This window comes from Allobosea sp., assembly GCF_030694325.1.
GTDB lineage: Bacteria > Pseudomonadota > Alphaproteobacteria > Rhizobiales > Beijerinckiaceae > Allobosea.
The window spans coordinates 1-23,592 of record NZ_JAUXYO010000228.1; the positions used below are offsets into that span (position 1 = coordinate 1).

At 68.4% G+C, this 23,592-nt stretch carries 27 protein-coding genes and 1 pseudogene; 18 read left to right on the forward strand and 10 right to left on the reverse strand.

Annotated features, from left to right (window positions below):
• The 7 genes from Q8M82_RS14925 to Q8M82_RS14955 form a co-directional block, all read left to right on the forward strand.
• A partial coding sequence (locus Q8M82_RS14925) for a tetratricopeptide repeat protein (RefSeq protein WP_371126372.1) occupies positions 1-390 on the forward strand: 390 nt, incomplete at its 5' end.
• A 226-nt stretch (positions 391-616) separates the two neighbouring features.
• Positions 617-1,402, forward strand: a complete 786-nt coding sequence (locus Q8M82_RS14930) for an inositol monophosphatase family protein (RefSeq protein ID WP_305692123.1) — start codon at positions 617-619, stop codon at positions 1,400-1,402.
• A gap of 122 nt (positions 1,403-1,524) precedes the next feature.
• Positions 1,525-2,535 carry a flagellar motor protein MotA gene (locus tag Q8M82_RS14935; RefSeq protein ID WP_305692124.1) on the forward strand — a complete coding sequence of 337 codons (1,011 nt, stop codon included), beginning with the start codon at positions 1,525-1,527 and terminating at the stop codon, positions 2,533-2,535.
• A 5-nt stretch (positions 2,536-2,540) separates the two neighbouring features.
• Positions 2,541-3,557 (forward strand): peptidoglycan -binding protein, encoded by a 1,017-nt coding sequence (locus Q8M82_RS14940; protein WP_305692125.1) that lies wholly within the window; start codon positions 2,541-2,543, stop codon positions 3,555-3,557.
• Positions 3,558-3,598: 41 nt separating this feature from the next.
• A complete protein-coding gene (locus Q8M82_RS14945; RefSeq protein ID WP_305692126.1) occupies positions 3,599-3,883 on the forward strand; it encodes a c-type cytochrome in 285 nt (94 codons plus the stop codon).
• A 19-nt stretch (positions 3,884-3,902) separates the two neighbouring features.
• Positions 3,903-4,751, forward strand: a complete 849-nt coding sequence (locus Q8M82_RS14950; protein ID WP_305692127.1) for an urea carboxylase-associated family protein — start codon at positions 3,903-3,905, stop codon at positions 4,749-4,751.
• 136 nt (positions 4,752-4,887) lie between these two features.
• Positions 4,888-5,289 (forward strand): DUF1036 domain-containing protein, encoded by a 402-nt coding sequence (locus Q8M82_RS14955; protein WP_305692146.1) that lies wholly within the window; start codon positions 4,888-4,890, stop codon positions 5,287-5,289.
• A 22-nt stretch (positions 5,290-5,311) separates the two neighbouring features.
• On the opposite strand, the pseudogene Q8M82_RS14960 reads toward Q8M82_RS14955, so the two are convergent.
• A pseudogene (locus Q8M82_RS14960) lies at positions 5,312-7,090 on the reverse strand (ABC transporter transmembrane domain-containing protein).
• A 148-nt stretch (positions 7,091-7,238) separates the two neighbouring features.
• Between Q8M82_RS14960 and rpmE the strand changes: the two are divergent.
• Positions 7,239-7,475 (forward strand): 50S ribosomal protein L31, encoded by a 237-nt coding sequence (gene rpmE / locus Q8M82_RS14965; protein WP_192643908.1) that lies wholly within the window; start codon positions 7,239-7,241, stop codon positions 7,473-7,475.
• A 115-nt stretch (positions 7,476-7,590) separates the two neighbouring features.
• Here rpmE and rcdA read toward each other — a convergent pair whose 3' ends face one another.
• Both rcdA and Q8M82_RS14975 read right to left on the reverse strand, forming a co-directional pair.
• Positions 7,591-8,118: a protease adaptor protein RcdA gene (gene rcdA / locus Q8M82_RS14970; protein ID WP_305692128.1), complete on the reverse strand. Its 528-nt coding sequence runs from the start codon at positions 8,116-8,118 to the stop codon at positions 7,591-7,593.
• A gap of 291 nt (positions 8,119-8,409) precedes the next feature.
• The gene (locus Q8M82_RS14975; protein ID WP_305692129.1) at positions 8,410-8,610 is read right to left on the reverse strand and encodes a DUF1192 domain-containing protein; all 201 of its coding nucleotides are present in this window, start codon (positions 8,608-8,610) and stop codon (positions 8,410-8,412) included.
• A 259-nt stretch (positions 8,611-8,869) separates the two neighbouring features.
• Here Q8M82_RS14975 and Q8M82_RS14980 point away from each other — a divergent pair, with 259 nt between their 5' ends.
• The gene (locus Q8M82_RS14980; protein ID WP_305692130.1) at positions 8,870-9,595 is read left to right on the forward strand and encodes a DUF1013 domain-containing protein; all 726 of its coding nucleotides are present in this window, start codon (positions 8,870-8,872) and stop codon (positions 9,593-9,595) included.
• Between the two features lie 24 nt (positions 9,596-9,619).
• Here the strand turns inward: Q8M82_RS14980 and Q8M82_RS14985 are convergent, their stop codons facing one another.
• The 3 genes from Q8M82_RS14985 to Q8M82_RS14995 all read right to left on the reverse strand — a co-directional run bounded on the left by Q8M82_RS14985 (position 9,620) and on the right by Q8M82_RS14995 (position 12,156).
• Complete coding sequence (locus Q8M82_RS14985; protein ID WP_305692131.1) at positions 9,620-9,904, reverse strand: type II toxin-antitoxin system RelE/ParE family toxin; 285 nt, start codon at positions 9,902-9,904, stop codon at positions 9,620-9,622.
• Between the two features lie 6 nt (positions 9,905-9,910).
• Positions 9,911-10,171, reverse strand: coding sequence for a type II toxin-antitoxin system ParD family antitoxin (locus Q8M82_RS14990; protein ID WP_371126373.1), 261 nt, complete (start codon positions 10,169-10,171; stop codon positions 9,911-9,913).
• Between the two features lie 74 nt (positions 10,172-10,245).
• Positions 10,246-12,156, reverse strand: coding sequence for a propionyl-CoA synthetase (locus Q8M82_RS14995; RefSeq protein WP_305692133.1), 1,911 nt, complete (start codon positions 12,154-12,156; stop codon positions 10,246-10,248).
• Between the two features lie 176 nt (positions 12,157-12,332).
• On the opposite strand from Q8M82_RS14995, the gene Q8M82_RS15000 reads away from it, so the two are divergent.
• Positions 12,333-13,094 carry a sulfite exporter TauE/SafE family protein gene (locus tag Q8M82_RS15000; protein WP_305692134.1) on the forward strand — a complete coding sequence of 254 codons (762 nt, stop codon included), beginning with the start codon at positions 12,333-12,335 and terminating at the stop codon, positions 13,092-13,094.
• 95 nt (positions 13,095-13,189) lie between these two features.
• A complete protein-coding gene (locus Q8M82_RS15005; protein ID WP_305692135.1) occupies positions 13,190-14,818 on the forward strand; it encodes an acyl-CoA synthetase in 1,629 nt (542 codons plus the stop codon).
• A 16-nt stretch (positions 14,819-14,834) separates the two neighbouring features.
• Here the strand turns inward: Q8M82_RS15005 and Q8M82_RS15010 are convergent, their stop codons facing one another.
• The gene (locus Q8M82_RS15010) at positions 14,835-16,508 is read right to left on the reverse strand and encodes an OpgD/OpgG family glucan biosynthesis protein (protein ID WP_305692136.1); all 1,674 of its coding nucleotides are present in this window, start codon (positions 16,506-16,508) and stop codon (positions 14,835-14,837) included.
• Positions 16,509-16,682: 174 nt separating this feature from the next.
• Positions 16,683-16,871, reverse strand: a complete 189-nt coding sequence (locus Q8M82_RS15015; RefSeq protein ID WP_305692137.1) for a YdcH family protein — start codon at positions 16,869-16,871, stop codon at positions 16,683-16,685.
• 225 nt (positions 16,872-17,096) lie between these two features.
• Here Q8M82_RS15015 and Q8M82_RS15020 point away from each other — a divergent pair, with 225 nt between their 5' ends.
• The 7 genes from Q8M82_RS15020 to Q8M82_RS15050 all read left to right on the forward strand — a co-directional run bounded on the left by Q8M82_RS15020 (position 17,097) and on the right by Q8M82_RS15050 (position 22,306).
• Entirely contained in the window at positions 17,097-17,315 is a 219-nt protein-coding gene (locus tag Q8M82_RS15020; protein WP_069056399.1) for a YdcH family protein, read from the forward strand.
• Between the two features lie 180 nt (positions 17,316-17,495).
• Positions 17,496-17,795 (forward strand): aa3-type cytochrome c oxidase subunit IV, encoded by a 300-nt coding sequence (locus Q8M82_RS15025; RefSeq protein WP_305692138.1) that lies wholly within the window; start codon positions 17,496-17,498, stop codon positions 17,793-17,795.
• A 34-nt stretch (positions 17,796-17,829) separates the two neighbouring features.
• Positions 17,830-19,026, forward strand: coding sequence for a Re/Si-specific NAD(P)(+) transhydrogenase subunit alpha (locus Q8M82_RS15030; protein WP_305692139.1), 1,197 nt, complete (start codon positions 17,830-17,832; stop codon positions 19,024-19,026).
• Positions 19,019-19,456: an NAD(P) transhydrogenase subunit alpha part 2 gene (locus Q8M82_RS15035; RefSeq protein WP_305692140.1), complete on the forward strand. Its 438-nt coding sequence runs from the start codon at positions 19,019-19,021 to the stop codon at positions 19,454-19,456. The genes Q8M82_RS15030 and Q8M82_RS15035 overlap by 8 nt, the downstream gene beginning before the upstream one ends.
• Before the next feature lie 6 nt (positions 19,457-19,462).
• On the forward strand, positions 19,463-20,869 hold the full coding sequence (locus tag Q8M82_RS15040; protein ID WP_305692141.1) for an NAD(P)(+) transhydrogenase (Re/Si-specific) subunit beta: 1,407 nt from the start codon (positions 19,463-19,465) through the stop codon (positions 20,867-20,869).
• A 70-nt stretch (positions 20,870-20,939) separates the two neighbouring features.
• Positions 20,940-21,419, forward strand: a complete 480-nt coding sequence (locus Q8M82_RS15045; protein ID WP_305692142.1) for a GNAT family N-acetyltransferase — start codon at positions 20,940-20,942, stop codon at positions 21,417-21,419.
• Positions 21,420-21,460: 41 nt separating this feature from the next.
• Entirely contained in the window at positions 21,461-22,306 is an 846-nt protein-coding gene (locus Q8M82_RS15050) for an alpha/beta hydrolase (protein ID WP_305692143.1), read from the forward strand.
• Here Q8M82_RS15050 and Q8M82_RS15055 read toward each other — a convergent pair whose 3' ends face one another.
• Together Q8M82_RS15055 and rpsU are read right to left on the reverse strand one after the other, a co-directional pair.
• Positions 22,307-23,155, reverse strand: a complete 849-nt coding sequence (locus Q8M82_RS15055; protein ID WP_305692144.1) for a tetratricopeptide repeat protein — start codon at positions 23,153-23,155, stop codon at positions 22,307-22,309. It lies immediately after the preceding gene.
• Positions 23,156-23,388: 233 nt separating this feature from the next.
• The coding region (gene rpsU / locus Q8M82_RS15060) for a 30S ribosomal protein S21 (protein ID WP_305692145.1) at positions 23,389-23,592 on the reverse strand (204 nt) is incomplete at its 5' end.

The following is a 23,592-nucleotide window of genomic DNA, read 5'->3' on the forward strand; positions in this document are numbered from 1 at the left end:
GGCATGCCCCGTAGCGACGAGCAGGCCGCGCGCTGGATGGCGCAGGCCGCCGCTGCCGGACACCTGCCCGCCGAGGTCGAATATGCGATCATGCTGTTCAACGGCACCGGCGTCGCGGCCGATGAGACGGCCGCCGCGAAGCTCTTCCTGCGCGCCGCCGGCAAGGGCAACCCGATCGCCCAGAACCGAATCGCGCGGCTCTACCAGAGCGGGCGGGGCATTCCCCCCGACTCGATCGAGGCCGCCGCCTGGCATCTGGCGGCGCGCGCGCGAGGCCTCGACGATCCCGCGCTGGCCCAGCTCTTCGACCGGCTCAACCCCGAGCAGCAGGGCCGCGCCGCCCGCCTCGCCGCCGAGCGGATCGAGGGCGCGGCCTTGACGTCGCCCTAACGGGCGAGCAAGGGACCGTTTGAATTTCAACTGACCCACCAGCCCTCATCCTGAGGAGCGATCGCAGATCGCGTCTCGAAGGATGGTCCAGGAGGCTCCGGAGACGTCTGGAGCATCCTTCGAGATGCCGCTGCGCGGCTCCTCAGGATGAGGGCTCGATTGACGAGCCGGACTCTCGTGCCGTGAGATCTGGACGATGCGCCGTAGCGGCGCACAAGAGGTAACGATGATCCGCTCCCCCCTGATGACCGTGATGACCGACGCCGTGATGAAGGCGTCCCGTTCCCTCAAGCGCGATTTCGGCGAGGTCGAGAACCTGCAGGTGCTGGCCAAGGGCCCGGGCGACTTCGTCTCCAAGGCCGACACCAAGGCGGAGGAGATCATCCGCGCCTCGCTGGAGAAGGCGAGGCCAGGCTACGGCTTCGTGATGGAGGAGGCCGGCAGCGTGCTCGGCACCGACGAGAGCAACCGCTGGCACATCGACCCGCTCGACGGCACCCACAACTTCCTGCGCGGCGTCCCGCACTGGAACATCTCGGTGGCGCTGGAGCGCGACAACCAGTTCGTCGCGGGCGTGATCTACGACGCCGCAAAGGACGAGCTCTTCATCGCCGAGAAGGGCAAGGGCGCCTATGTCAACAACCGCCGCATGCGCGTCTCGGGCCGGCGCGAGCCGACCGAGATGCTCGTCGGCATGGGCGTGCCCCACATCGGCAAGGGCGGCCACCCGCTCTTCCTGCGCGAGCTCGGCGCGGTGATGACGCGCTTCTCCAATGCCCGCCGCATGGGCTGCGCGGCGCTCGACATCGCCTATGTCGCCGCCGGGCGCTTCGACGCCTATTGGGAGCGCGACCTCAACACCTGGGACTTCGCGGCCGGCGCCGTGATGATCCGCGAGGCGGGCGGCACCTTCGGCACGCTCGACGGCAAGCAGCCGACGATGGCGCGCGACATCATCTGCGGCAACGAGATCGGCGAGCAGGCCCTGCGCGCGGCGCTCAAGGCCGCCTGAGCCGCGCAGCACCGCGGCAACAGCCCGGACTTTGGTCATATCTCCTTGATCTTTCGCGCTTGATCATCGCGGCACGGGAAGCGACAGTCCCTCCCGTCACGGTGGCGAACGGAAGATTAAGCATGGCGACTGAGGATCTGGCGGCCGAACGCGAAGCGGCCGCGCCCCCGCGGGACGAGACGCGATTCTCGCGCCCGCTGCGCTATGTTGTCCGCGCCCTCGTCTTTCTCGCCCTGATCGGCTTTCTCGGCTTCATCCTGCAGGCCGGGCTGATCTCGGCCTTCATGACCAATCCGGGCCTGAACGGCCTGATCCTGGGCTCGCTCTTCGTCGGCGTGCTGATCGCGCTGCGCGAACTCTGGCGCATCCATGCCGAGGCCCGCGCCGCCACCCGCCTTGCCGCCGACCCCGGCGCCGCGCAGATCCGCCGCGGCCAGGTCATCGCGCCGCTCGGCCCCGTCCTGCCCGCGCTCGACAGCCGCAGCCTCGCGCCCGCCCAGGCGGCGACCGTGCTCGAATCGGTCGCGGTGAGGCTCGACGACGGCCGCGAAGTGCTGCGCTATCTCGCCGGCCTGCTGGTCTTCCTCGGCCTGCTCGGCACCTTCTGGGGCCTGCTCGACACCGTGTCCTCGGTCGGCAACGTCATCCGGAGCCTGCGCACCGGCGCCGAAGCCGGCGTGCTGTTCGACGAGCTCAAGGCCGGCCTCGCCGCGCCGCTCGCCGGCATGGGCCTGTCCTTCTCCTCCTCGCTCTTCGGCATTGCCGGCTCGCTGATCCTCGGCTTCCTCGAATTGCAGGTCGCCCAGGCGCAGAGGCGCTTCCGCAACGAGATGGAGAGCTGGCTCGGCACCCGCACCGGCGGCGCGAATCTCCCCGGCATCCAGCCGCTGGCGGGCGACCCGCTCGGTGACCGGCTCGACCGGCTCGGCGCCGCCATGGCCGAGAGCGGCGCCAACAACCGTGCCGCGACGCAGGCGCTCGCCAGTCTCGCCGAGGGCATCCAGGGCCTCGTCCAGCACATGCGCTCCGAGCAGCAGCTGATCCGCGACTGGGTCGAGGCCCAGGCCGCCCGCGAGAAGGACATGAAGCGCCTGCTCGAGCGCCTCACCGCCGACAATGTGATGGAGCCCTGACGGCGATGGCCCTCTCCCGCTCCCACCGCCGCGACGAGGTCAATTTCTGGCCGGGCTTCGTCGACGCGCTCTCGACGATGCTGATCGGCATCGTGTTCCTGCTCTCCGTCTTCGTGCTCGGGCAGTTCTTCCTGTCGCAGGAGCTGACCGGCAAGGACACCGCCCTCGACCGGCTCAACCGGCAGATCTCGGAGCTGACCGACCTGCTCGCCCTCGAGCGCGCCTCGAACCGCCAGGCCCAGGAGAACCTGACGCTGCTGCAATCCTCGCTGACGCGCGAGCAGGCCGAGCGCGGCCGCATCCAGGACATGCTCGCCGCCCAGCCCGGCAACCAGGCGGCCCAGCTCGGCGAGGCACAGAAGGCGCTCGAGGCCGAGAAGCAGCTCTCCGCCCGCGCCCAGGCCACCGTCGACATGGTCAACCAGCAGATTCTCGCCATGCGTCGCCAGCTCGCCGCGCTGGAGGAGGCGCTGGGCGCCTCCGAGGCGAAGGACAGGGAGGCGCAGGCCCGCATCTCCGAACTCGGCTCGCGACTGAACGTGGCCCTGGCCCAGCGCGTCCAGGAACTGGCGCGCTACCGCTCGGACTTCTTCGGCCGTCTGCGTCAGGTGCTCGGCACCAGGCCCGACATCCGCGTCGTCGGCGACCGCTTCGTCTTCCAGTCCGAGGTCTTCTTCGATGCGGGGCAGGCCGTGCTGAAGCCGGAGGGCCGCGGCGAACTCGACAAGCTCGGCGCGATCATCGCCGATCTCGGCCGCGAGATGCCGCCCGACCTGCCCTGGATCCTGCGCGTCGACGGCCACACCGACAACCGGCCGATCCGCTCGCCGCAATTCCCGTCGAACTGGCACCTCTCGGCGGCCCGCGCCATCGCGGTGGTCGAATATCTCGTCACCAAGGGCATCTCGGCCGATCGCATCGCCGCCACCGGTTTCGGCGAGTTCCAGCCGCTCGACGTCGCCAACACCGACGACGCCTGGCGCCGCAACCGCCGCATCGAGTTCAAGATCACCGAGCGGTGAGGCGTATGGCGCGGGGACGGGCAATCAGAGGGGCTGCTGCGATGCTGTTCGTCGCCGCGGCAGCCGCCATCTCTGCCCCCGCAATGGCCGAGCCCCGCCGCTCCGCGACAGAGGATTGCGCCGCCTGCCACGGGCTCGACGGCATCGCCCGCGACACCGAGATGCCCCATCTCGCCGGGCAGAACGAGCGCTATCTCTTCAACCAGATGATGGCGTTCCGAAGCGGCAAGCGCGCCCACAAGGAGATGCGCTACATGGCCCGCCAGATGAGCATCGAGGAGATTGCGGCGCTCGCCGCCCATTACGCGGTGTTTCCGCCGCGCTGACCACTGCCCGGAGCCCGACATGCCTTTCGCAGAGCCCGCCGACGCCGCCGCCCGCCGCTCCCGGCCGCTGACCATCTGCTACCCCGTCGAGAGCCTGCCGAAGCCCGACATGGCGCTGCTGGCGCGGGCGCGCGAGCATCTCACGAAGATCGACGAGATCATCGTCGCGCCGCGCGACGCGGAGGCCTTCGAGGTCCCCGCCGGCCACTTCTTCCGCATCGTCGGCGTCGAGGGCCCGCAGGTCGGCGATCTCAACCTCTGGAACATCAACGACCTGTCCGAGCGCTTCTTCAGCGGCAAGACGCGCCAGCTCCACGCCACCCATGTCTCGATCGGCGACCGGCTCTGGAGCAGCCTGCCGTCCCTGCGGCCGCTGGCGACCATCACCCACGACACGCTGGCCTGGTACGGCATCGACGCCGATGGCGGCGCCGTTCACGACGTCATCGGCACGCGCTGCGATCCCTACACCAACCGCCTGCTCTCGGGCAGCGACTACCACCATTGCTGCCATTCCAACCTGACGCGGGCGCTCGCCAGGGCGAAGGGGCTGCCGGTGACGGAGGCCGAGAGGCATGTCCACGACGTCCTCAACGTCTTCATGTGCACCGGCTTCACCCGCGGCACGCATCAGTACTTCATGAAGGCGAGCCCGGTGCGGCCGGGCGACTACATCGAGTTCTTCGCCGAGATCGACCTGCTCGGCGCGCTCTCCGCCTGTCCGGGCGGCGATTGCAGCACGACCCATTCCAGCGATGTCGCCGCCTGCCACCCCCTCAAGGTCGAGATCTTCCGCACGCAGCCGGATCTGCTCGCCGGCTGGGCGTCCCCGCCTCCCAGCGCCTATCCGCGCACGCACGGGCTCTGAGGCGTCGGAACCCAACGCGCAACCCGCTCCGCGGGACACCGGACGGCGCGTTTGACAAAGCTGCCCTTGCGGAAGTCAGATGCGCGCGGGACTGAGCTTTGGTGGTTGGGGGATTTTGATGAGGATAGCAGCCTTGGTGGCCTTCGCCGCCGTGATGTCGGTCGGCATGCCGGCCCTCGCGCAGCAGCAGAGCGAAATCGTCTTCTGCAACAAGACCGGGGCGAAGATCTTCACCGCGCTGGCTCATGTCCCCCAGACGACCAAGAAATGGACGCTGACCGCCTGGCAGACGATTCCGGCCGGCGGCTGCAAGAGCGTCGCGCGCTGGAACACCGCGCTGTTCTACTATTATGCCGAAAAGGAGGGCCGGACGTATCACTGGCCGGGCCAATCCGGCATCGACAAGACCTTCTGCGTGCCCACCCGCGCCGTCACGCGCGAGATCGTCGGCGGCACCTGCCCGAGCGGGGAACGCAGCGTCGGCTTCAAGGGCACCGTGCCCAACGCCGGCAAGTACACGATCAACCTGACCTCCTGAGCACGGGCCCTAAAGGCGGCGCTCAGGCCGCCTCCAGCCCGAACTGCAGCGCGGCCAGCCGGGCATAGAGCCCGCCGCGGGCCTTGAGTTCGGCATGCGTCCCCTCCTCGACGACGCGACCGTCCTCCATCACCAGGATGCGGTCGGCGGAGAGGATCGTGGCCAGGCGATGCGCCACGACCAGCGTGGTGCGGCCCTTCATCAGCGCGTCGAGCGCATCCTGCACCGCCCGCTCGCTCTCGGAATCGAGCGCGCTTGTGGCCTCGTCGAGCAGCAGGATCGGCGCGTCCTTGAGCACCGCCCGGGCGATCGCCAGCCGCTGCCGCTGCCCGCCCGACAGCGTCACGCCACGCTCGCCGACGATGGTGTCGTAGCCCTGTGGCAACTCCCGGATGAAGCCGTCCGCCGCCGCCAGCCGTGCCGCCTCCTCGACCTGCGCCAGCGTCGCCTCGGGACGGCCATAGGCGATGTTGTCGCGCACCGAGACACCGAACACGGTCGGCTCCTGCGGCACCAGCGCGAAGCGCTGCCGCCAGGCCTCGGGGTCGACCTGCGGGCCCGCCATGCCATCGACCACGACACGCCCGGCGGCCGGATCGTAGAAGCGCAGCGCCAGTTGCAGCACCGTGCTCTTGCCGGCCCCCGAAGGCCCGACCAGCGCCACCCGCTAGCCGGCCCGCACCGAGAAGGTGAGATCCGACAGTGCCTCGACGCTGCGTCCGGGATAGCTGAAGGAGACGCGCTCAAAAGCGAGTTCGCCGCGCGCCGGCTCCGGCATCGGAGCGGGGTTCGGCGGCGCGGCGATGGCGGGCTTCAGGGCGAGGATCTCGCCGAGCCGCCCGGCGGCGCCGGCGGCCGCCGAGACGTCGCCATAGACCTCGGAGAGCTGGCCGAGCGAACTCGCCGCCAGCACGGCATAGAGCAGGAACTGCGACAGCCGCCCGCCGCTCATCCGCCCCTCGAAGACCTCGGTCGCGCCCGTCCACAGCACCCAGACCACGCTGGCGCTGACGAGGAAGATCGCGACGCCGGAAAGCAGCGCGCGCGAGGCGGTCGCGGCGCGCGAGGCGCCATAGGCCTCGTCCGAGGCCTGGCCGAAGCGGGCGGCCGTCTGCCGCGAAGCCCCGAAGGACTGCATGGTGCGGATCGCCCCCACCGCCTCCGAGGCGAAGGCCGACGCGTCGGCCAGCCGGTCCTGAGCCGCCCGGGCGCGCCGGCGCACCGAGCGCCCGGAGAAGACCAGCGGCAGCACGATCAGCGGGATCGCGCCGATCACGATGGCCGAGAGCTGCGGGCTGGTCGCGATCATCAGCGAGAGCGCGCCGATGGTCATGATCGCATTGCGCAGCGCGATCGAGGCGGTCGAGCCGAAGGTCGACTTGATCTGCGTCGTGTCGGCGGTCAGACGCGAGACCAGGTCGCCCGCCCGGCTCGAATCGAAGAAGGCGGGCTCCAGCCGCGTCAAATGGGCGAAGACGTCGGCCCGCAGATCGGCGACGATGCGCTCGCCCACCGTCATGACGAGGTAGAAGCGCGCCGAGCTCGCCACGGCCAGGACCGCGACCACGCCGATCAGCAGCACGAAATAGCTGTTGGCGAGCTGCTGCTCGCCGCCGGAGAATCCGACATCGATCACGCGTCGCACCGCCACCGGCAGCGCGAGCGTCGCCGCGGAGGCGATGACGAGGGCCAGCAGCGCCAGCGCGATGCGCTTGCGATATCTCAGCGCATAGGGCCAGAAGGACGCCAGCGAGCGGAAGTCGGGCCGTGCTTTGGTGTCGTCTTTTTCGGCTGCGGGCACGCGTCTTTGTCCTGTTCTGCTTGCGCTGTCGGCCCGGCTGAGATATGTGCACGCGACTTCACGACAGGCTCATACGAATTTTTCGACGGGCCGGGCAGGCTTGCCTGCTTGTCGACCACGCCCGTTTTCGACGTTTGAGGATTTAGCCATGGCCAAGACCGGCATCCACCCCGACTACCACACCATCAAGGTCGTCATGACCAATGGCACGGAATACTTCACGCGTTCGACGCTCGGCAAGGAGGGCGACACGCTTAACCTCGACATCGACCCGACGACGCATCCGGCTTGGACCGGCGGCTCGCAGCAGATGCTCGACCGTGGCGGCCGCGTGTCGCGCTTCAATTCGCGCTTCTCCGCAATCGGCGCGCTCGGCAAGAAGTGATCTGCCGGCGGATGTGCCCGCCTGCGCTGATCTGAATCAAGAACGGCCCGGTCTTTCGACCGGGCCGTTTCGTTTTGGGGCGCGTCCCGGCGCGGCGATCGGCCGCGCGGCGAATTCAGAGCGCGAGGCCGAGGCGGGCCTGGAGGCTGGCAAGCTGGTCCTGGACCGGATTGGCCTTCTCGGCCGGCGCCGGCGCATTCATCTGGCCCTCGAGATGGCGGATGCGGGCCTGCAGCCGGAACGAATGAGCGATGAGGTCGTGGAGGCCCTGCGGCAGGCGCTCGAGCTCGGCCGCCGTGCCCGACACGCCGGTCTCCGGGATGCGCACCTTGGCGTTCTCGGCGCGGGCCTGCTCGGCGGTCATCTCGCCCTCGGCGACGGCGCGCTGCACCAGGAGCCAGGAGGCGATCTGCATCAGCCGCGTCGTCAGGCGCATGCTTTCCGTCGCATAGCCGAGCGCGACCTCGCGTGGCAGCGCCGCCGACGCGGCCCGGCCCTCGCCGTCGAGATAGGCGGCGGTGTCCTCGACCAGACCCATCCCCTCGCGGAACAGCACCATGAAGGCATCGGACTTCACGAAGCCGCGCGCGAACGAGATCGCGCCGTCCTCGCTGGCGGTCTCGCGGATCAGCAGGTCGTTCATGGCCTTGTCTCCCATCGGCACAACACCGTGTCCGCATGGCACGCGTCACGGCTCATGCCGTCGATGTCGCAAGGATAGCGCCGATGCGCAGGGGCCGCGCCGGTAACGTCCGGTTAACCTTAACGCGGGTAGAGACCATAAAAAAGAGCCGCCCGGAGGCGGCTCGAAGGTCAACAGGGAGGCGTCAAACAGAGCGGGCAGGAGCCACTCGCATCCAGACAAACTGGATGATGAGATTCATACTTTGGAATCGTTAAGAGGCCCTTAACGCGGGGGCAATCTGCCGCGTTTTCAGCCGGGCTTTCGGAAAAACGCATCGGCCGCGCTGCGCGAGGCGTCTTTCTTCGCTCGTGCTTCGGCCAGCCGCTCGATCTCGGCCTTCAGCGCCGCCACCCGCAGGTCGATCTCGGCCAGGGACAGCATCGACAGATCCTGCCCGATCTCGTGGACGGGCTTCGGCTTGGGCCGGTCGTCATCGGAAAACAGCGACATTGGCGCTTCCCCTGCAAGCTCGTCCGCGTGACGAGCCCGGCAGATTACGCCCCTCGCCCGGCCCGCGCCACCGGCACGGCAAGGCGTCTCGCCGGCTCTTTTTCTTGGACAGCCGCCCCCGCCTCCCCTATAAGCCGCCCATCCTGTTCATCGTCGATGATTTGGATGGCCGCCGAAGAGGCCGGTCGGCGCCCGAGAGCTATTGCCCGCGACGTTGACCCGGCCGATTGCCGGATTCCGAGATTCCAGGAGACAGCCCGTGTCGTTACCTCCGCTGATGCCGAAAGCCACCGCGGTCTGGCTGGTCGAGAACACGTCCCTGACCTTCGAGCAGATCGCCGAGTTCTGCAAACTCCACCCGCTCGAAGTGCGCGGCATCGCCGATGGCGAGGTCGCGGCCGGCATCAAGGGGTTGGACCCGATCAACTCCGGGCAGCTCACCCGCGAGGAGCTCGAGCGCGCCGCCGCCAACCCGGCCCACCACCTCAAGCTCGCCGAGCGCAAGGTGAAGGTGCCCGAGATGAAGAAGACGAAGGGGCCGCGCTATACCCCCGTCTCGAAGCGGCAGGACCGGCCAAACGCCATCCTCTGGCTGCTGCGCAACCATCCCGAGCTCAAGGACGCGCAGATCATCCGCCTGATCGGCACGACCAAGTCGACGATCGCGCAGATCCGCGACCGGACCCACTGGAACGCCCAGACGCTCTCGCCGATCGACCCGGTCAGCCTCGGCCTGTGCTCGCAGATCGATCTCGACTTCGAGGTCGGCCGCGCCGCCAAGGACCGCCCGGCCATGGTCGCCGAGATCGGCTCGACGCTGCTGCCGGCCGAGGAGACCACGGCGCCGGAGCCCGCGCCGCTCAGCCAGACCTTCGCCGACATGGGCAAGCCCAAGCGCGAGGAGGAGGCGGCGATCGACGTCGATTCCGTCTTCGCCAAGCTCAAGCAGATGAAGCGTCCGGTCGACGAGGACGACGAGGCCTGAGGCCTCGCCTGCCGGAAACCTCGCTTACAGCCAGGTTTCCGGATCGCGCTTGCCGTGGATCACGCGCACGACATCCACGCCGCCAGGCCCCGACCTGTAGAGAATGACATAGGGTCCGTGCGGAAAGAGCCTGACGTCCCGACCGACCTCGGGACGTGCCGGCCCCATTCCCGGCGTTTCACCGAGATGGCTGAAGCGACGATACAACTCGTCAAGCCATTTGCGCGCGGCGGACGGGCTCTCCGCGTCGATGCCGGCAGCGATTGACGTGATGTCGCTCATCGCACGGGGCAGGACTCGAAAGCCCATGCGGCGTCACGCCTCCTGCCTGCCGAAGACAGCGGACCGTATGCGGGCGAAAGCCTCGTCCCCGTCGACCGGCTCTCCGCTCGCGAGCCCTTCCTCATAGGCCTGCTTCAGCCTCGCCAGTTCGAGGGCCCGGATTTCCTCGCGCTGCTCCCACAGCCGCAGCGCGTCGCGCACCACCTCGCTGTTGGAGGCATAGGCCCCGCTCTCGACGGCCTGGCTGAGCCGCGCGAGCTGCTTGGGCGAGAGCGAGATGGTGAGGGGGCGCATGGCGTCGTTCTTCATGCGCGCAGCCTAGCCGACCTCACAATTTCTCACAAGAACGCATAAGCGCCCCGATCGCCCTACCCCAGCCCCTTCGCTTTCAGCGCCAGCCCGATCTCGTCCAGCACCGCCGGATCCTCGATCGTCGCCGGCATCGTGTAGTCCTCGCCATCGGCGATCTTCTTCATCGTGGCGCGCAGGATCTTGCCGGAGCGGGTCTTGGGCAGGCGCCCGACCGTCAGCGCCAGCCGGAAGGCGGCGACGGGGCCGATCTTCTCGCGCACCAGCGCCACCAGTTCGCGCTCGACCGCGTCGGGGCTCTGGGTAATGCCCGACTTGAGCACCACGAAGCCGCAGGGCTGCTCGCCCTTGACCGCGTCGCGGATGCCGACGACCGCGCATTCGGCCACGGCGGGATGCGAGGCCAGCACCTCCTCCATGCCCCCCGTCGAGAGGCGGTGGCCGGCGACGTTGATGATGTCGTCGGTACGCCCCATGATGAAGACATAGCCGTCGGCGTCGATGAAGCCGGCATCCGAGGTGTTGTAGTAGCCCGGATAGGCCGCGAGATAGGATTCGACGAAGCGCTCCTCGGCCTGCCACAGGGTCGGCAGGGCGCAGGGCGGCAGGGGCAGCTTGATCACGATCGCGCCCATCGTGCCGGGTGGCACCGGCCGCCCGCCGTCGTCGACGCATTGAACGTCATAGCCCGGCATCGGCACCGTCGGGGAGCCCGGCTTCACCGGCAGCAATTCGAGCCCGATCGGGTTGCCGACGATCGGCGAGCCGGTCTCGGTCTGCCACCAATGGTCGATGACCGGCACCTTCAGGATGTCCTGCGCCCAGATAAGCGTATCGGGATCGGCCCGCTCGCCGGCCAGGAACAGCGCCCGGAAATGGGAGAGATCATAGGCCGGCAGCAGCTTGGCCTCCGGATCTTCCTTGCGGATGGCGCGGAAAGCGGTGGGCGCCGTGAACAGCACGACAGCCTTGTGTTCGGCGATCAGCCGCCAGAAGGCCCCCGCATCGGGCGTGCCCACCGGCTTGCCCTCGAAGAGCACCGAGGTCGCGCCCTGGATCAGCGGCGCATAGACGATGTAGCTGTGGCCGACGACCCAGCCGACATCGGACGCCGTGATCATCACCTCGCCCGGCTTCACGCCGTAGAGATTGTCCATCGTCCATTTCAGCGCGACCAGATGGCCGCCATTGTCGCGCACCACGCCCTTGGGCTTCCCGGTCGTGCCCGAGGTGTAGAGGATGTAGAGCGGGTCCGTCGCCGCGACGGGGACGCATTCCGCCCGTTTCCCTTGAGCCTTCGCCGCCGCGACCAGCATGCGCCAGTTCTTGTCGCGGGTGGCATGCATCGAGGCCTCGACCTGCGGCCGCTGCAGGATCAGGCAGGCCTGCGGCTTGTGCGAGGACAACTCGATCGCCTGGTCGAGCAGCGGCTTGTATTCGATGACGCGGCTGGGCTCGATGCCGCAGGTCGCGGCCAGGATCACCTTTGGCGTCGCGTCCTCGATGCGCGTCGCCAGTTCCTTGGCCGCGAAGCCGCCGAACACGACCGAATGCACCGCGCCGATGCGCGCGCAGGCCAGCATGGCGAAGGCCGCTTCCGGCACCATCGGCATGTAGAGGACGACGCGGTCGCCCTTGCCGACGCCGAGATCCTGCAGCACCGCCGCGAGCGCCCCGACCTCATCCAGCATCTGCGCGTAGGTATACACCGCCTTGCTGCCCGTGACCGGGCTGTCATGGATCAGCGCCGGCTGCTCGCCCCGTCCGTCGCGCACATGCCGGTCGAGCGCGTTGAAGCAGGTGTTGCAGGTCGCGTCCGGGAACCAGCGACCATAGGCGCCCTGCGAAGCATCGAAGATGCGCTGCGGCGGCGAGACCCAGTCGATCGCCTGCGCGGCTTCAGCCCAGAAGCCCTCGGGATCGGCCTGCCAGCGCCCATAGACCTCGCCGTAGCGGCCCTTCTCCGACATGGCACCCTCCCCTCGCCTTTTTTGTTGTCGCCATCCCTTCACAGACGCATGACGCGCCGTCGAGAGCGACTTTCGCACATGGCGCCCCCGCGCCCTTGATCTTCTACCGCGCTTCGGGAGATGCCACGGTTGATCTGGCGCAAGCGCCGCCCTTCGCCTTTTGGACCCCTCCCGGCATGCTGCTCGACCCCGCCTTCTTCGCCGCCATGGTGCCGGCGGTCATCCTGATGGGGCTGTCGAAGGGCGGCTTCTCGGGGCTCGGCCTGCTCTCGCTGCCGCTGATGGCACAGGTCGTCTCGCCGGTGACGGCGGCCGCGATCATGCTGCCGGTGCTGATGTCGCAGGATGTCGTGACCGTCTGGTCCTACCGCCGCGATTTCGACAGGCGGACGCTGGCGACACTCCTGCCAGGCGCCGCACTCGGCATCTTCGCGGGCTATCTGCTGGCAGCGCGGGTGGCGGATGGCGCCGTCGTTCTCGCGGTCGGCCTGATCTCGGTCGTTTTCGCGCTGCGCAATCTGCTCGCCGGTGGCGGAGCCGAACTGCCGCCGACGCGCTCGAACTATCCGCAGGGCACGTTCTGGGGGGCACTCTGCGGCTTCACCAGCATGATCGCCCATGCCGGCGGGCCGCCCTACCAGATCTACACCATGCCGCTGCGGTTAGCCCCGGCCGTCTTCGTCGGGACGGGGGCGATCTTCTTCGCGCTGATCAACGTCATCAAGGTCGCCCCCTATATCGCGCTGGGACAGTTCACGACCGCCAACCTCACCGCCTCGCTGGTGCTGCTGCCGGTCGCCATCGTCTCGACCGTCGCGGGGGTCTGGCTGGTCCGCCGGGTGCCGGTGAAGCGCTTCTACAAGATCATCTACAGCCTGCTCCTGCTGGTCGGCCTGAAGCTGACCTATGACGGGCTGAACGGCCTCCATTGGCTCTGACATGATGCCAGCATGCCCCCTTGCGCCCTATCGGACAAAGGGATGGATTACGGTCACGGCCCGCAGAGGCTAAGCCGAACGGGAGGGGACACCGCATGACGACATCCGCCTACGACACCGATCTCGACCGCAACCCGGCCAATCACCAGCCGCTGACGCCCCTGCCCTTCCTCGAACGCGCGGCGAGCGTCTATCCTGACCATACCGCCATCATCCACGGCCCGCTGCGGCGCTCCTACGCCGAGTTCTATGCCCGCGCGCGGCGCCTTGCCTCCGCACTCGCCCGCCACGGCATCGGCAAGAACGACACCGTCGCCGCCATGCTGCCCAACACCCCGGCGATGCTGGAGTGCCATTATGGCGTGCCGATGTGCGGCGCCGTGCTGAACACGCTCAACACCCGTCTCGACGCGGCGATCATCGCGTTTTCGTTGGATCATGGCGAGGCCAAGGTCCTGATCACCGACCGGGAGTTCTCGAAGACGATCAAGGAGGCGCTGACGCTCTGCAAGGCCAAGCCCCTGGTCATCGACTATGACGACCCCGTTTATGACGGCCCCGGCGAACGGTTGGGCAGCGTCGAGTACGAGGATTTCATCGCCGGCGGCGACCCCGATTTCGCCTGGGTGATGCCTGACGACGAGTGGGACGCGATCGCGCTGAACTACACCTCCGGCACGACCGGCGACCCCAAGGGTGTGGTCTACCACCACCGCGGCGCCAATCTGCTGGCGACCTCGAACATTCTCACCGGGCAGATGGGCCGCCACCCGGTCTATCTCTGGACGCTGCCGATGTTTCACTGCAACGGCTGGTGCTTCCCCTGGTCGATCTCGCTCGTCGCCGGCACCCATGTCTGCCTGCGCCAGGTCCGCGCCAAGGCGATGTACGATGCACTGGCCGACCATGGCGTGACCCATCTCTGCGGCGCGCCGATCGTGATGTCGGCCCTGCTCAACGCGCCCGCCGAGGAGCGCCGCGACTTCGCGCAGACGGTCGCCTTCTTCACCGCCGCCGCCCCGCCGCCGGAAGCCGTGCTCGCCGGCATGAAGCAGGCGGGCTTCGAGGTGACGCATCTTTACGGGCTTACCGAGTGCTACGGCCCCGCCGTCGTCAACGACTGGAACCACGCCTGGGACGCGCTGCCAGCCGCTGAGCAGGCGGCCCTGAAGGCCCGCCAGGGCGTGCGCTACCCGGCGCTGGAAGGGCTCGACGTGCTCGACCCCGAGACGATGCAGCCTGTCCCGCGCGACGGCGTCACGATGGGCGAGGTGATGATGCGCGGCAATGTGGTGATGAAGGGCTACCTCAAGAACGCCAAATCCACCCAGGCCGCCTTCGCCGGCGGCTGGTTCCACACCGGCGATCTCGGCGTGCGCTACCCGGACGGCTACATCCAGCTCAAGGACCGCTCGAAGGACATCATCATCTCCGGCGGCGAGAACATCTCCTCGATCGAGGTCGAGGACGCGCTCTACAAGCACCCGGCGATCCAAGCCGCGGCCGTGGTCGCGCGGCCGGACGAGAAATGGGGCGAGACGCCCTGCGCCTTCGTCGAGCTGAAACCAGGACAGTCCGCGACGGAATCCGAGATCGTCGCCTGGTGCCGCCAGCACCTCGCCGCCTTCAAATGCCCGAAGACGGTCGTCTTCACGGAAGTGCCCAAGACCTCGACCGGCAAGATCCAGAAATTCCGCTTGCGCGAGATGGCGAAGGATCTGTAAGCGCCCGCGCTCTGGCTCAATCGCTCGGCTGAGAGGCGGCGGGGGCAGGAGCCGGCGCGGCCGCGGCGGATGCCGGCGCCGTCCAGGTGCTGATCCAGGTCTCGGAGAGCGTGCGACCCCGCGCCCGCAGATACATCCGCATTTCCCCCGTCTGCCCGTCGGGCAGGCTGGCGTCGACGATGGCACGGAATCCGCCCGCAGCCGGATTGGGCTGCAGGATCCGCGTCATCACCGAGCCCGCCGTGACCGAAACGGCGAGTTCGACCCGGTCCGGGGCGCCGAGATGATAAGCGAGGTCGCCGCCGGCGAAATCGACGATGAAGCGCTTGGTGCCGTGCCCCTGCGCATGCCCGTCCCCCAGGTCGGAACCGGCAAAGCTGTGCTGCGTCTGCGCGTAAGGATGCAGATGCCCGGTCGTTGACAGGGCCGAGATGCGGTAGCGGAATTCCGAGGCCTCGCCGACGGGCAGCGCCGCCTCGGGCGTCCAGCAGGCGCCGACATTGTCGAAGGCCTCGTTGTCGGTCGGGATCTCGATCAGGTCAACCCGGCCCTTGCCCCAGTCGCCCTGCGGCTCGACCCAGTAGCCTGGCCGCGCATGGTAATGCGCCTCCAGGTCCTGATAGTTTCCGAAATCCCGGTCCCGCTGCATCAGGCCGAAGCCCCGCGGGTTCTCGTCGCCGAATCTCGAGATCCGCAGCGATTGCGGGTTGCGCAGCGGCCGCCAGATCCACTCGCCGCTGCCGGCCTGCATCATCAACCCGTCCGAATCGTGGATCTCGGGCCTGAAGTCGCTGCGCTGGGCGAGGTCGCCCTCCCCGGCCTGGAACATCGAGGTCAGCGGCGCGATGCCGATCCGCTCGATGATCTTGCGCGGGAAGATCGTGGCGGTGACGTCGACATGCGTGGTCAGCCCGGGCCTGACGACATAGCGATAGGCCCCCGCGACGGAGGGCGAATCGAGCAGCGCGTAGATCGTCAGTTCGGTCGCTTCGCGCGCGGGCTCTTCCAGCCAGAGCGCGCGCATGAAGGGGAACTCCTCCGGATAGGCACCGCCGATGTCGATCGCGAGCGAACGGGCCGACAGACCGTAGCGATGCCCGCGCCCGATGAGGCGGAAATAGCTCGCGCCGAGGAAGGAAATCACCTCGTCCTGGACCCGCGGATCATTCAGATTGGTCGTGACCGCGAAGCCGGCGAAACCCAGCGAGGGCGAGAGCCCCTTGAGCACCGGCACCTTGCCGTATTCGAACAGCGCCGTGGTGAAGGGGATCGGCATCGCGACGCCGTTGGCGACGGTGTGGAGTTGCACCGGCTTGTTGTGCAGGAAGCCGACATGGAAGGGCAGCAGCCGGAAATCCGAGCCCCCCTCGCGCCAGAATGCCCTGTCGCGGCGGAAGCGGATCTCGCGATAGCTGTCATAGGTCAGCTGCGACAGCTCGGCGGGGATCTTGGCCGCGTCTGCGTCGAAGGCATTCCGGCCGAGCTGGCGCGCGCGCTCCACCACATCCGCGTAGCCGAAGCTCGGCTCAGGGGCGCTCGTCGGCGCCTGTCCGCGGGCGGGAAGCGTGGCCAGGATTCCCGCCGAGCCCAGGAGCCCGAGCATCAGCCGGCGTGAAGGCAGTCCGCCGGCCTTCACGCCCGCCGCGGCTTCGCCAGGCCCAGCCGGGCGCATATCGGGGTCTGGCCGCATCGTCTCGTTCATCCTGCCTGTGGTGCAGCCCCAACAAGGGCGGCCGGCAGATGTTCCGGACCGAACCTGCGAACCGCGAGCGGCCATCGGCGAACGACCATGAAAAAGCCGGCCCCTGAGGGCCGGCGAAGATCTCGACACAACTCGAACCGAGCTCGCGGGCTCGGCCGGCGCTCAATGCAGCGTTCGCTCCGGCATGGTCTGCCGCACGCGCTCGATCTCCTCCTTCAGCAGCAGCTTCTTTCGCTTCATCTCGACCACGGTGAGATCGTCGGACGAGGGGCGGGCGACGGCCTGGGCGATCGCTTCCTCGAGCTGACGATGCTTGCGTTCGAGTTCGACGAGATGGGTCTGCAGCGACATCTGGATCCTCCTGATGAGCGGTTGACGCAAGAGAGTGTGGCATAGAGCCGGCTTCACGTCTGCTGGGCGCATGGGCCCGGCGGCATGACATTCTGTGATCGTCACCGACTCCTTTCCGCGAACCGGCGAATGTGAGGGTCGCGCCACCACGCCGCTTCCCTGCTCTTGCGGGGCGCCCGGCGTCTGACCATAGTCGCCCCCAATCGCGGCGATGATGGGACGGCCATGGGATTCGAACTCAGCCCCGAAGAGGTCGAGGCCTTCACCACCGAACTTGCCCGCCTACGCGAGGAGCACCGCGATCTCGACAGCGCGATCGACGCGCTGGAGCGTGTCGGCGCCATCAACCAGGTCCAAGTCCAGCGGCTGAAGAAGCGCAAGCTCTATCTGAAGGACCGCATCTCGCAGATCGAGGACGCGCTGACCCCCGACATCATCGCCTGAGACGATCGTCGAACGCGCATCAGTCGGTTTAAATCGATTTACATGCCGGCTCTGTCGCATTAGAGCCGGGCCGCGCCGAAAGCGCGCCTGCCTCTGCGGAAGGGCTCGATCGGCCCTCCGTTGCCGACCTCCCGCAGGTGCGCTACAGGCATGCGACGAGCGTTTTCTTGGGATCAGACCATGGCCGATCACGGACACCCCGCCTCCGACATCCCGCAGATGGATTACCGCGAACATGAGCGGACCTATCAGGGCTTCGTGCATTTCGCCGAGGTCGGGACGGTCGCCTGCCTCGCCATCGTGGCGGCGCTGGCGGTCGGCGGCACCAAGCACGCCTGGGGCTTCGCCATCATCGGCACGCTGCTGACGCTGGTGGGAACGGGCGTCGGCATCGCCTCGAAGTCGATCGGCTGGCGTGCGCCGGCGGTGCCCTTTGGCCTGCTGATGCTGGCGCTGCTGCTTCTGCCCGCCTCGCACTGACCCCCCGCACCCGCGCCCGAGAGGTTCCGCCGCAATGCGCATCGCCGTGCCTGCCGAAACGCAAGGGGCCGAGACCCGCGTCGCCGTGACGCCGGAGACCGTCCGCAAGTTCAAGGCCCTCGGGGCCGAGATCGCCGTCGAGACCGGCGCCGGCCTCGCATCGGGCATCTCGGACGCCGATTACGAAGCCGCGGGCGCGTCGATCGCCGCCGATGCGGCGGCCGCACTCGCGGGCGCCGCCATCGTCCTGAAGGTCCGCCGCCCCGCCGAGAGCGAGATCAAGGGCCTGCCCGCCGGGGCGCTGGTCGTCGCGACGATGGACCCCTATGGCAACGAGGGCGCGATCGCGGCGCTCGCCAAGGCCAAGGTCTCGGCCTTCGCGATGGAATTCATGCCGCGCATCACCCGCGCGCAGGTGATGGACGTGCTGTCCTCCCAGGCCAATCTCGCCGGCTACCGCGCCGTGATCGACGGCGCCGCCGAATATGGCCGCGCCCTGCCGATGATGATGACGGCGGCGGGCACCGTGCCGGCCGCGCGCATCTTCATCATGGGCGTCGGCGTCGCCGGCCTGCAGGCGATCGCGACCGCGCGCCGCCTCGGCGCCATCGTCACCGCCACCGACGTGCGCCCTGCCACCAAGGAACAGGTCGAATCGCTCGGCGCCAAGTTCCTCGCCGTCGAGGACGAGGAGTTCAAGCAGGCGCAGACGGCCGGCGGCTATGCCAAGGAGATGTCCAAGGAATACCAGGCCAAGCAGGCCGAGCTGACGGCGAGCCACATCGCCAAGCAGGACATCGTCATCACCACCGCGCTGATCCCCGGCCGCCCGGCCCCGAAGCTGATCTCGGCCGCCATGGTCGAGAGCATGAAGGCCGGCTCCGTCATCGTCGATCTCGCGGTCGAGCGCGGCGGCAACTGCGAACTCGCCAAGCCCGGCGAGGTCTTCGTGACGCAAAACGGCGTCCGGATCGTCGGCCATCTCAACGTACCCGGCCGCCTCCCCGCGACCGCCTCGCAGCTCTACGCCAAGAACCTGCTCGCCTTCGTCGAGACGCTGATCGACAAAGCCGAGAAGAAGGTCGCGGTGAACTGGGACGACGAACTGGTCAAGGCCACCGCCCTGACCCGCGACGGTGCCGTGATCCACCCGAATTTCGCGGCCAAGCCCGCGCCCAAGCCAGAACCAGAGCCCGCGCCGGCCGTCGAGGGGAGCGTCACCAATGGCTAATCCGACTTCCGAACAGGCCCTCGAACAGGCCCGCTCCGTCGCCGCCGCCGCGCGCCAGGCCGCCGATCTCGCCGCCCAGCATGCCGACAGCCTCGCGGCCGGCGCCAGCGCCGCGACCGGGGGCTTCGTCGACCCGACGGTGTTCCGCCTCGCCATCTTCGTGCTCGCCGTCTTTGTCGGCTACTATGTCGTCTGGTCGGTGACGCCGGCCCTGCACACCCCGCTGATGTCGGTCACGAACGCGATCTCCTCGGTCATCGTCGTGGGCGCGCTGCTCGCGGTCGGCGTCGAGGCGGCGCCCGCGCTCGGCGACGGGCCGGTCTGGGCCAAGATTTTCGGCTTCCTCGCGCTGGTCCTGGCCTCGGTCAACATCTTCGGCGGCTTCCTCGTCACCGAGCGGATGCTGTCCATGTACAAGAAGAAGGGCTGAGCGCCGATGGCCGCGAACCTCTCCGCCCTTCTCTACGTCGTCGCCGGCGTCCTCTTCATCATGGCCCTGCGGGGCCTGTCGCACCCGACGACCTCGCGCCAGGGCAATCTCTACGGCATGGTCGGCATGGGCATCGCCATCGCCACCACGGTCGTCTTCTTCCCGCCGTCGGGTTTCTCGGGCTGGCTTCTGGTCGTGGCCGGCATTGCCATCGGCGGCGGCATCGGCGCCTTCATGGCCAAGCGCGTCCAGATGACGCAGATGCCGCAGCTCGTCGCCTTCTTCCACTCGCTGGTCGGCCTCGCCGCTGTGCTGGTGGCAGCGGCCGCGCTCTATGCGCCGAGCGCCTTCGGCATCGGCCGCGTCGGCGGCATCAGCGGTGCCAGCCTGTTCGAGATGGGGCTCGGCGTCGCCATCGGCGCGATCACCTTCACCGGCTCGATCATCGCCTTCCTCAAGCTCGATGGGCGCATGAGCGGCAAGCCGATCATGCTGCCGCAGCGCCACGGCATCAATATCGGGCTCGGCATCGCGCTCGTCGTGCTGCTGCTGATCTTCCTGAAGACCGAGAGCCACGTCGTCTTCTGGCTGATCGTGCTGGTTTCCTTCGCGCTCGGCGTGCTGCTGATCATCCCGATCGGCGGCGCCGACATGCCCGTCGTCGTCTCGATGCTCAACTCCTATTCGGGCTGGGCGGCCGCGGGCATCGGCTTCACGCTCGGCAACATGGCACTGATCATCACCGGCGCGCTGGTCGGCTCCTCGGGCGCGATCCTGTCCTACATCATGTGCAAGGCCATGAACCGGAGCTTCCTCTCGGTCATCCTCGGCGGCTTCGGCGGCGATGATGCCGCGGCCGGCGCCGCTGGTGCCGTGGAGGCGCGGCCCGTCAAGCAGGGCTCCTCGGACGACGCCGCCTACATCATGAAGAACGCCGGCAAGGTCATCATCGTGCCGGGTTACGGCATGGCGGTGGCGCAGGCCCAGCACACGCTGCGCGAGATGGCCGACCTGCTGAAGAAGGAAGGCGTCGAGGTCAAATACGCCATCCATCCGGTGGCGGGCCGCATGCCCGGCCATATGAACGTGCTGCTGGCCGAGGCCAACGTGCCCTATGACGAGGTCTTCGAGCTTGAGGACATCAACTCGGAATTCGGCCAGGCCGACGTCGCCTTCGTCATCGGCGCCAACGACGTCACCAACCCGGCCGCCAAGACCGACAAGTCCTCGCCGATCTACGGCATGCCGATCCTGGACGTCGAGAAGGCCAAGACCGTGCTCTTCATCAAGCGCGGCATGGCCGCCGGCTATGCAGGCGTCGAGAACGAGCTGTTCTTCCGCCCCAACACGATGATGCTCTTCGGCGACGCCAAGAAGGTCACCGACGACATCGTCAAGGCGATGGCGCACTGAGGCGCCTTCGCACCTGACCGCGGCAAAAGACCGGCCTCGCGCCGGTCTTTTTCGTTTGGAGCCTGCCCTCGTGAGCATCATCCACCGCCCGATGCGGCACGGCGACCGCGAGGCTGTGATCGGCCTGCTGATGCAGCTCGCCGCCCATGAGGCCGCACTGAGCCCGACGCGCGCCAGCGGCCCCGCCACCGCCCAGGCGCTGCTCGAGGCCGACAGCGCACAGACGCGGGACCGGGCCGGCGCGCAGTTCGTCGCCGAGCTGGCGGGCACCTGCATCGGCTATCTCGCCCTGCGGCTCGGTCACACCGGCCCCTATGTCCATGACGACCTGCGCGACCATGTCCTGATCGAGAACATCGTCGTCGATGCCGGCCGGCGCGGCACCGGCGTCGGCCAGATGCTGCTGGCGCAGGCGGAGCGCTTCGCCCGCGACAACGGGTGCAAGGCTCTGCAGCTCGGCGTGCTGACCGGCAACGACCCGGCCTTGACGGCCTATCGTCGCGCAGGGTTCGAGAGCCTGTCCATCGAGATGATCAAGCGCCTCGACTGAGCGTCGCGGCAGCGCCACGCTGGCGGTGGAGACTCGCGGCCATGATGATTCTGCTCCGCCTGCTGGCGATCGCGCTCAGCGTCTATTTCGGTCTGCTCGGGCTGCTCTTCGTCCGGCAGCGTGATCTGGTCTTTCCGCGCAATCCCGCCCGGGCCGACCTCGCCGCCGCCGGGCTGCCCGCGGCGGAGGAGCTGATCCTGACCGCCGCAGATGGCGAACGGCTCGTTGCCTGGGCGGTGCCGCCACGCCTCGGCAAGCCGGTGATCCTCTACGTCCACGGCAATGCCGGCAACCTCGGCAGCCCCGGCCGCGTCGCCCGCTTTCGCGCCCTGACGGAGGACGGCACCGGCCTGCTCGCCGTCAGCTATCGCGGCTATGGCGGATCGACCGGCAGCCCCAGCGAAGCGGGCCTACATCTCGACGCCCGCGCCGCCTATGGCGCAGCGGCCGAGCGCTTCGGCGCCGCGCAGCTCGTCGGCTACGGCGAATCGTTGGGAACCGGGGTGGTGCTGAAACTCGCGGCCGAGACGCCGCTGGCCGCCGTCGTGCTGGAGGCGCCCTATCTGTCCACCGTCTCCGTGGCGCAGGGCATCTACCCTTACGTGCCCGTCGCCTGGCTGATGCTGGACCCGTTCCGGTCGGACGCGGTGATCGGCCGCGTCAGGGCGCCGCTGCTGGTGCTGCATGGCGAGCGGGACCGGGTCATCCCCTTCGCGCAGGGCGAGGCGCTCTACGGCCTCGCCAACGCGCCCAAGCGCTTCCTGCGCTTCCCTAAGGGCGGGCATGAGGATCTGCCGGCGCAGGGCTCGCTGCCGGAAATCCGGCGCTTCCTCGCGGAGGCCACCCAGGGCGCCGTTCAGGCGGCCGAGAGCCGCACGATCGAGTGATCAGCTCCGGAACAGCCCGCCGCCGCCCCCGAGGCGGCCCTGCCCGGCACGCGCTGCCGCATTGTTGCCGTCCAGTCCCAGCGCCCGCTGATAGCTCTGCGAGGCTTCCGACTTCTGGCCGAGCTTTTCCTGAGCGAAGCCGCGGCCGGCCCAGGCATCGGCGTTGCGGTTGTCGACATTGAGCGCGGCGGTGAAGTCCTCGAGCGCCGAATCATATCGGCCGACCGCATTCAGGCTCTGTCCGCGGGCGATATAGGGCGGCGCGTTGTAGGGGTTGCGGTCGATCACCGAGTCGAAATCGGAGATCGCGTACTGGTGCTGGCCCTCGCGCTGATAGACCAGACCGCGCGCATGGAAGGCCTCCGCCGATTCCGGGTTGAGGCGGATCGCCGTGTTGAGATCGGCCAGCGCCTGCTGGCTGTTGCCCTGGGCGCGCAGCAGATTGGCCCGCGCGATAAAGGCCGGCGCATAGTTCGGCGAGACGCTCGTCGCCTTGTTGAAATCGGCCAGCGCAGCATCGTTGCGGCCGCTCTGGCGCAGGGCCAGGCCGCGATTCGTGTAGGCCGAAGCGAGGTTGGGGTCGAGCTGCACCGCCTTGGTGAAGTCGGCGATCGCATCCGAGAAGCGACCGACGCGGGCATAGGCCGCGCCGCGCGTATTGTAGGCGCCGGGATCGTTGGGGTTGCGGTTGATGACCTCGGTCAGCGAGCCGATATTGACGCTGGCCTCGGCCGCCGAGGCGGTGTCGAGTTCGGCGATCGGCTGCGCCGTCATGGTCGAAACGGTATCGCAACCCGCCAGCGCCACCGCGAGGCCCGCTGCCGCAAGCCAGTTCCTGCCACGCATCATACTTCGCCTCATCGGTCCGGTTTCGTGCCTCGTCCGCCGTGCCGACCCATCCGGATCGACACCGCCTCGTCGCGCTCCCCAACCGACCGCGCTCCGCTCAGGAAAGCGCCCGCTTGTGACAAGAGTTGGTTAACGTCGCCAGAAAAGCAACAGCGCCCGGAGACGGCTCCAGGCGCAGTCGGGTCTCTCTTCAGATCATCGAGGGCGGGCGAAACGCCGCAGCCCTGACGAGATCAGGGGCGCTTCGGCTTCACCGGCGCCGGCAGCAGGCCTTCGCGCTGGAGCTTCTTGCGCTGCAGCTTGCGGGCGCGACGAACGGCCTCGGCCTTCTCGCGGGCCTTCTTCTCGGAGGGCTTCTCGTAATGACCGCGCAGCTTCATCTCGCGGAAGACGCCTTCGCGCTGCAGCTTCTTCTTGAGGGCGCGGAGAGCCTGGTC

What these genes read in the sequence shown, in the direction of transcription:
- Q8M82_RS15005 (WP_305692135.1), top strand. Translation starts at nt 13,190, where the DNA reads ATGACGACATCCGCCTACGACACCGATCTCGACCGCAACCCGGCCAAT.
- Q8M82_RS15055 (WP_305692144.1), bottom strand. Translation starts at nt 23,155, where the DNA reads ATGATGCGTGGCAGGAACTGGCTTGCGGCAGCGGGCCTCGCGGTGGCG.
- Q8M82_RS14975 (WP_305692129.1), bottom strand. Translation starts at nt 8,610, where the DNA reads ATGTCGCTGTTTTCCGATGACGACCGGCCCAAGCCGAAGCCCGTCCAC.
- Q8M82_RS14940 (WP_305692125.1), top strand. Translation starts at nt 2,541, where the DNA reads ATGGCCCTCTCCCGCTCCCACCGCCGCGACGAGGTCAATTTCTGGCCG.
- Q8M82_RS14935 (WP_305692124.1), top strand. Translation starts at nt 1,525, where the DNA reads ATGGCGACTGAGGATCTGGCGGCCGAACGCGAAGCGGCCGCGCCCCCG.
- Q8M82_RS15010 (WP_305692136.1), bottom strand. Translation starts at nt 16,508, where the DNA reads ATGCGGCCAGACCCCGATATGCGCCCGGCTGGGCCTGGCGAAGCCGCG.
- Q8M82_RS14990 (WP_371126373.1), bottom strand. Translation starts at nt 10,171, where the DNA reads ATGCGCCCCCTCACCATCTCGCTCTCGCCCAAGCAGCTCGCGCGGCTC.
- Q8M82_RS14995 (WP_305692133.1), bottom strand. Translation starts at nt 12,156, where the DNA reads ATGTCGGAGAAGGGCCGCTACGGCGAGGTCTATGGGCGCTGGCAGGCC.
- Q8M82_RS15025 (WP_305692138.1), top strand. Translation starts at nt 17,496, where the DNA reads ATGGCCGATCACGGACACCCCGCCTCCGACATCCCGCAGATGGATTAC.
- Q8M82_RS14945 (WP_305692126.1), top strand. Translation starts at nt 3,599, where the DNA reads ATGCTGTTCGTCGCCGCGGCAGCCGCCATCTCTGCCCCCGCAATGGCC.
- Q8M82_RS14930 (WP_305692123.1), top strand. Translation starts at nt 617, where the DNA reads ATGATCCGCTCCCCCCTGATGACCGTGATGACCGACGCCGTGATGAAG.
- Q8M82_RS15015 (WP_305692137.1), bottom strand. Translation starts at nt 16,871, where the DNA reads ATGTCGCTGCAGACCCATCTCGTCGAACTCGAACGCAAGCATCGTCAG.
- Q8M82_RS15035 (WP_305692140.1), top strand. Translation starts at nt 19,019, where the DNA reads ATGGCTAATCCGACTTCCGAACAGGCCCTCGAACAGGCCCGCTCCGTC.
- Q8M82_RS15020 (WP_069056399.1), top strand. Translation starts at nt 17,097, where the DNA reads ATGGGATTCGAACTCAGCCCCGAAGAGGTCGAGGCCTTCACCACCGAA.
- rcdA (WP_305692128.1), bottom strand. Translation starts at nt 8,118, where the DNA reads ATGAACGACCTGCTGATCCGCGAGACCGCCAGCGAGGACGGCGCGATC.
- Q8M82_RS15050 (WP_305692143.1), top strand. Translation starts at nt 21,461, where the DNA reads ATGATGATTCTGCTCCGCCTGCTGGCGATCGCGCTCAGCGTCTATTTC.
- Q8M82_RS15000 (WP_305692134.1), top strand. Translation starts at nt 12,333, where the DNA reads ATGCTGCTCGACCCCGCCTTCTTCGCCGCCATGGTGCCGGCGGTCATC.
- Q8M82_RS15030 (WP_305692139.1), top strand. Translation starts at nt 17,830, where the DNA reads ATGCGCATCGCCGTGCCTGCCGAAACGCAAGGGGCCGAGACCCGCGTC.
- Q8M82_RS14950 (WP_305692127.1), top strand. Translation starts at nt 3,903, where the DNA reads ATGCCTTTCGCAGAGCCCGCCGACGCCGCCGCCCGCCGCTCCCGGCCG.
- Q8M82_RS14985 (WP_305692131.1), bottom strand. Translation starts at nt 9,904, where the DNA reads ATGGGCTTTCGAGTCCTGCCCCGTGCGATGAGCGACATCACGTCAATC.
- Q8M82_RS15040 (WP_305692141.1), top strand. Translation starts at nt 19,463, where the DNA reads ATGGCCGCGAACCTCTCCGCCCTTCTCTACGTCGTCGCCGGCGTCCTC.
- rpmE (WP_192643908.1), top strand. Translation starts at nt 7,239, where the DNA reads ATGGCCAAGACCGGCATCCACCCCGACTACCACACCATCAAGGTCGTC.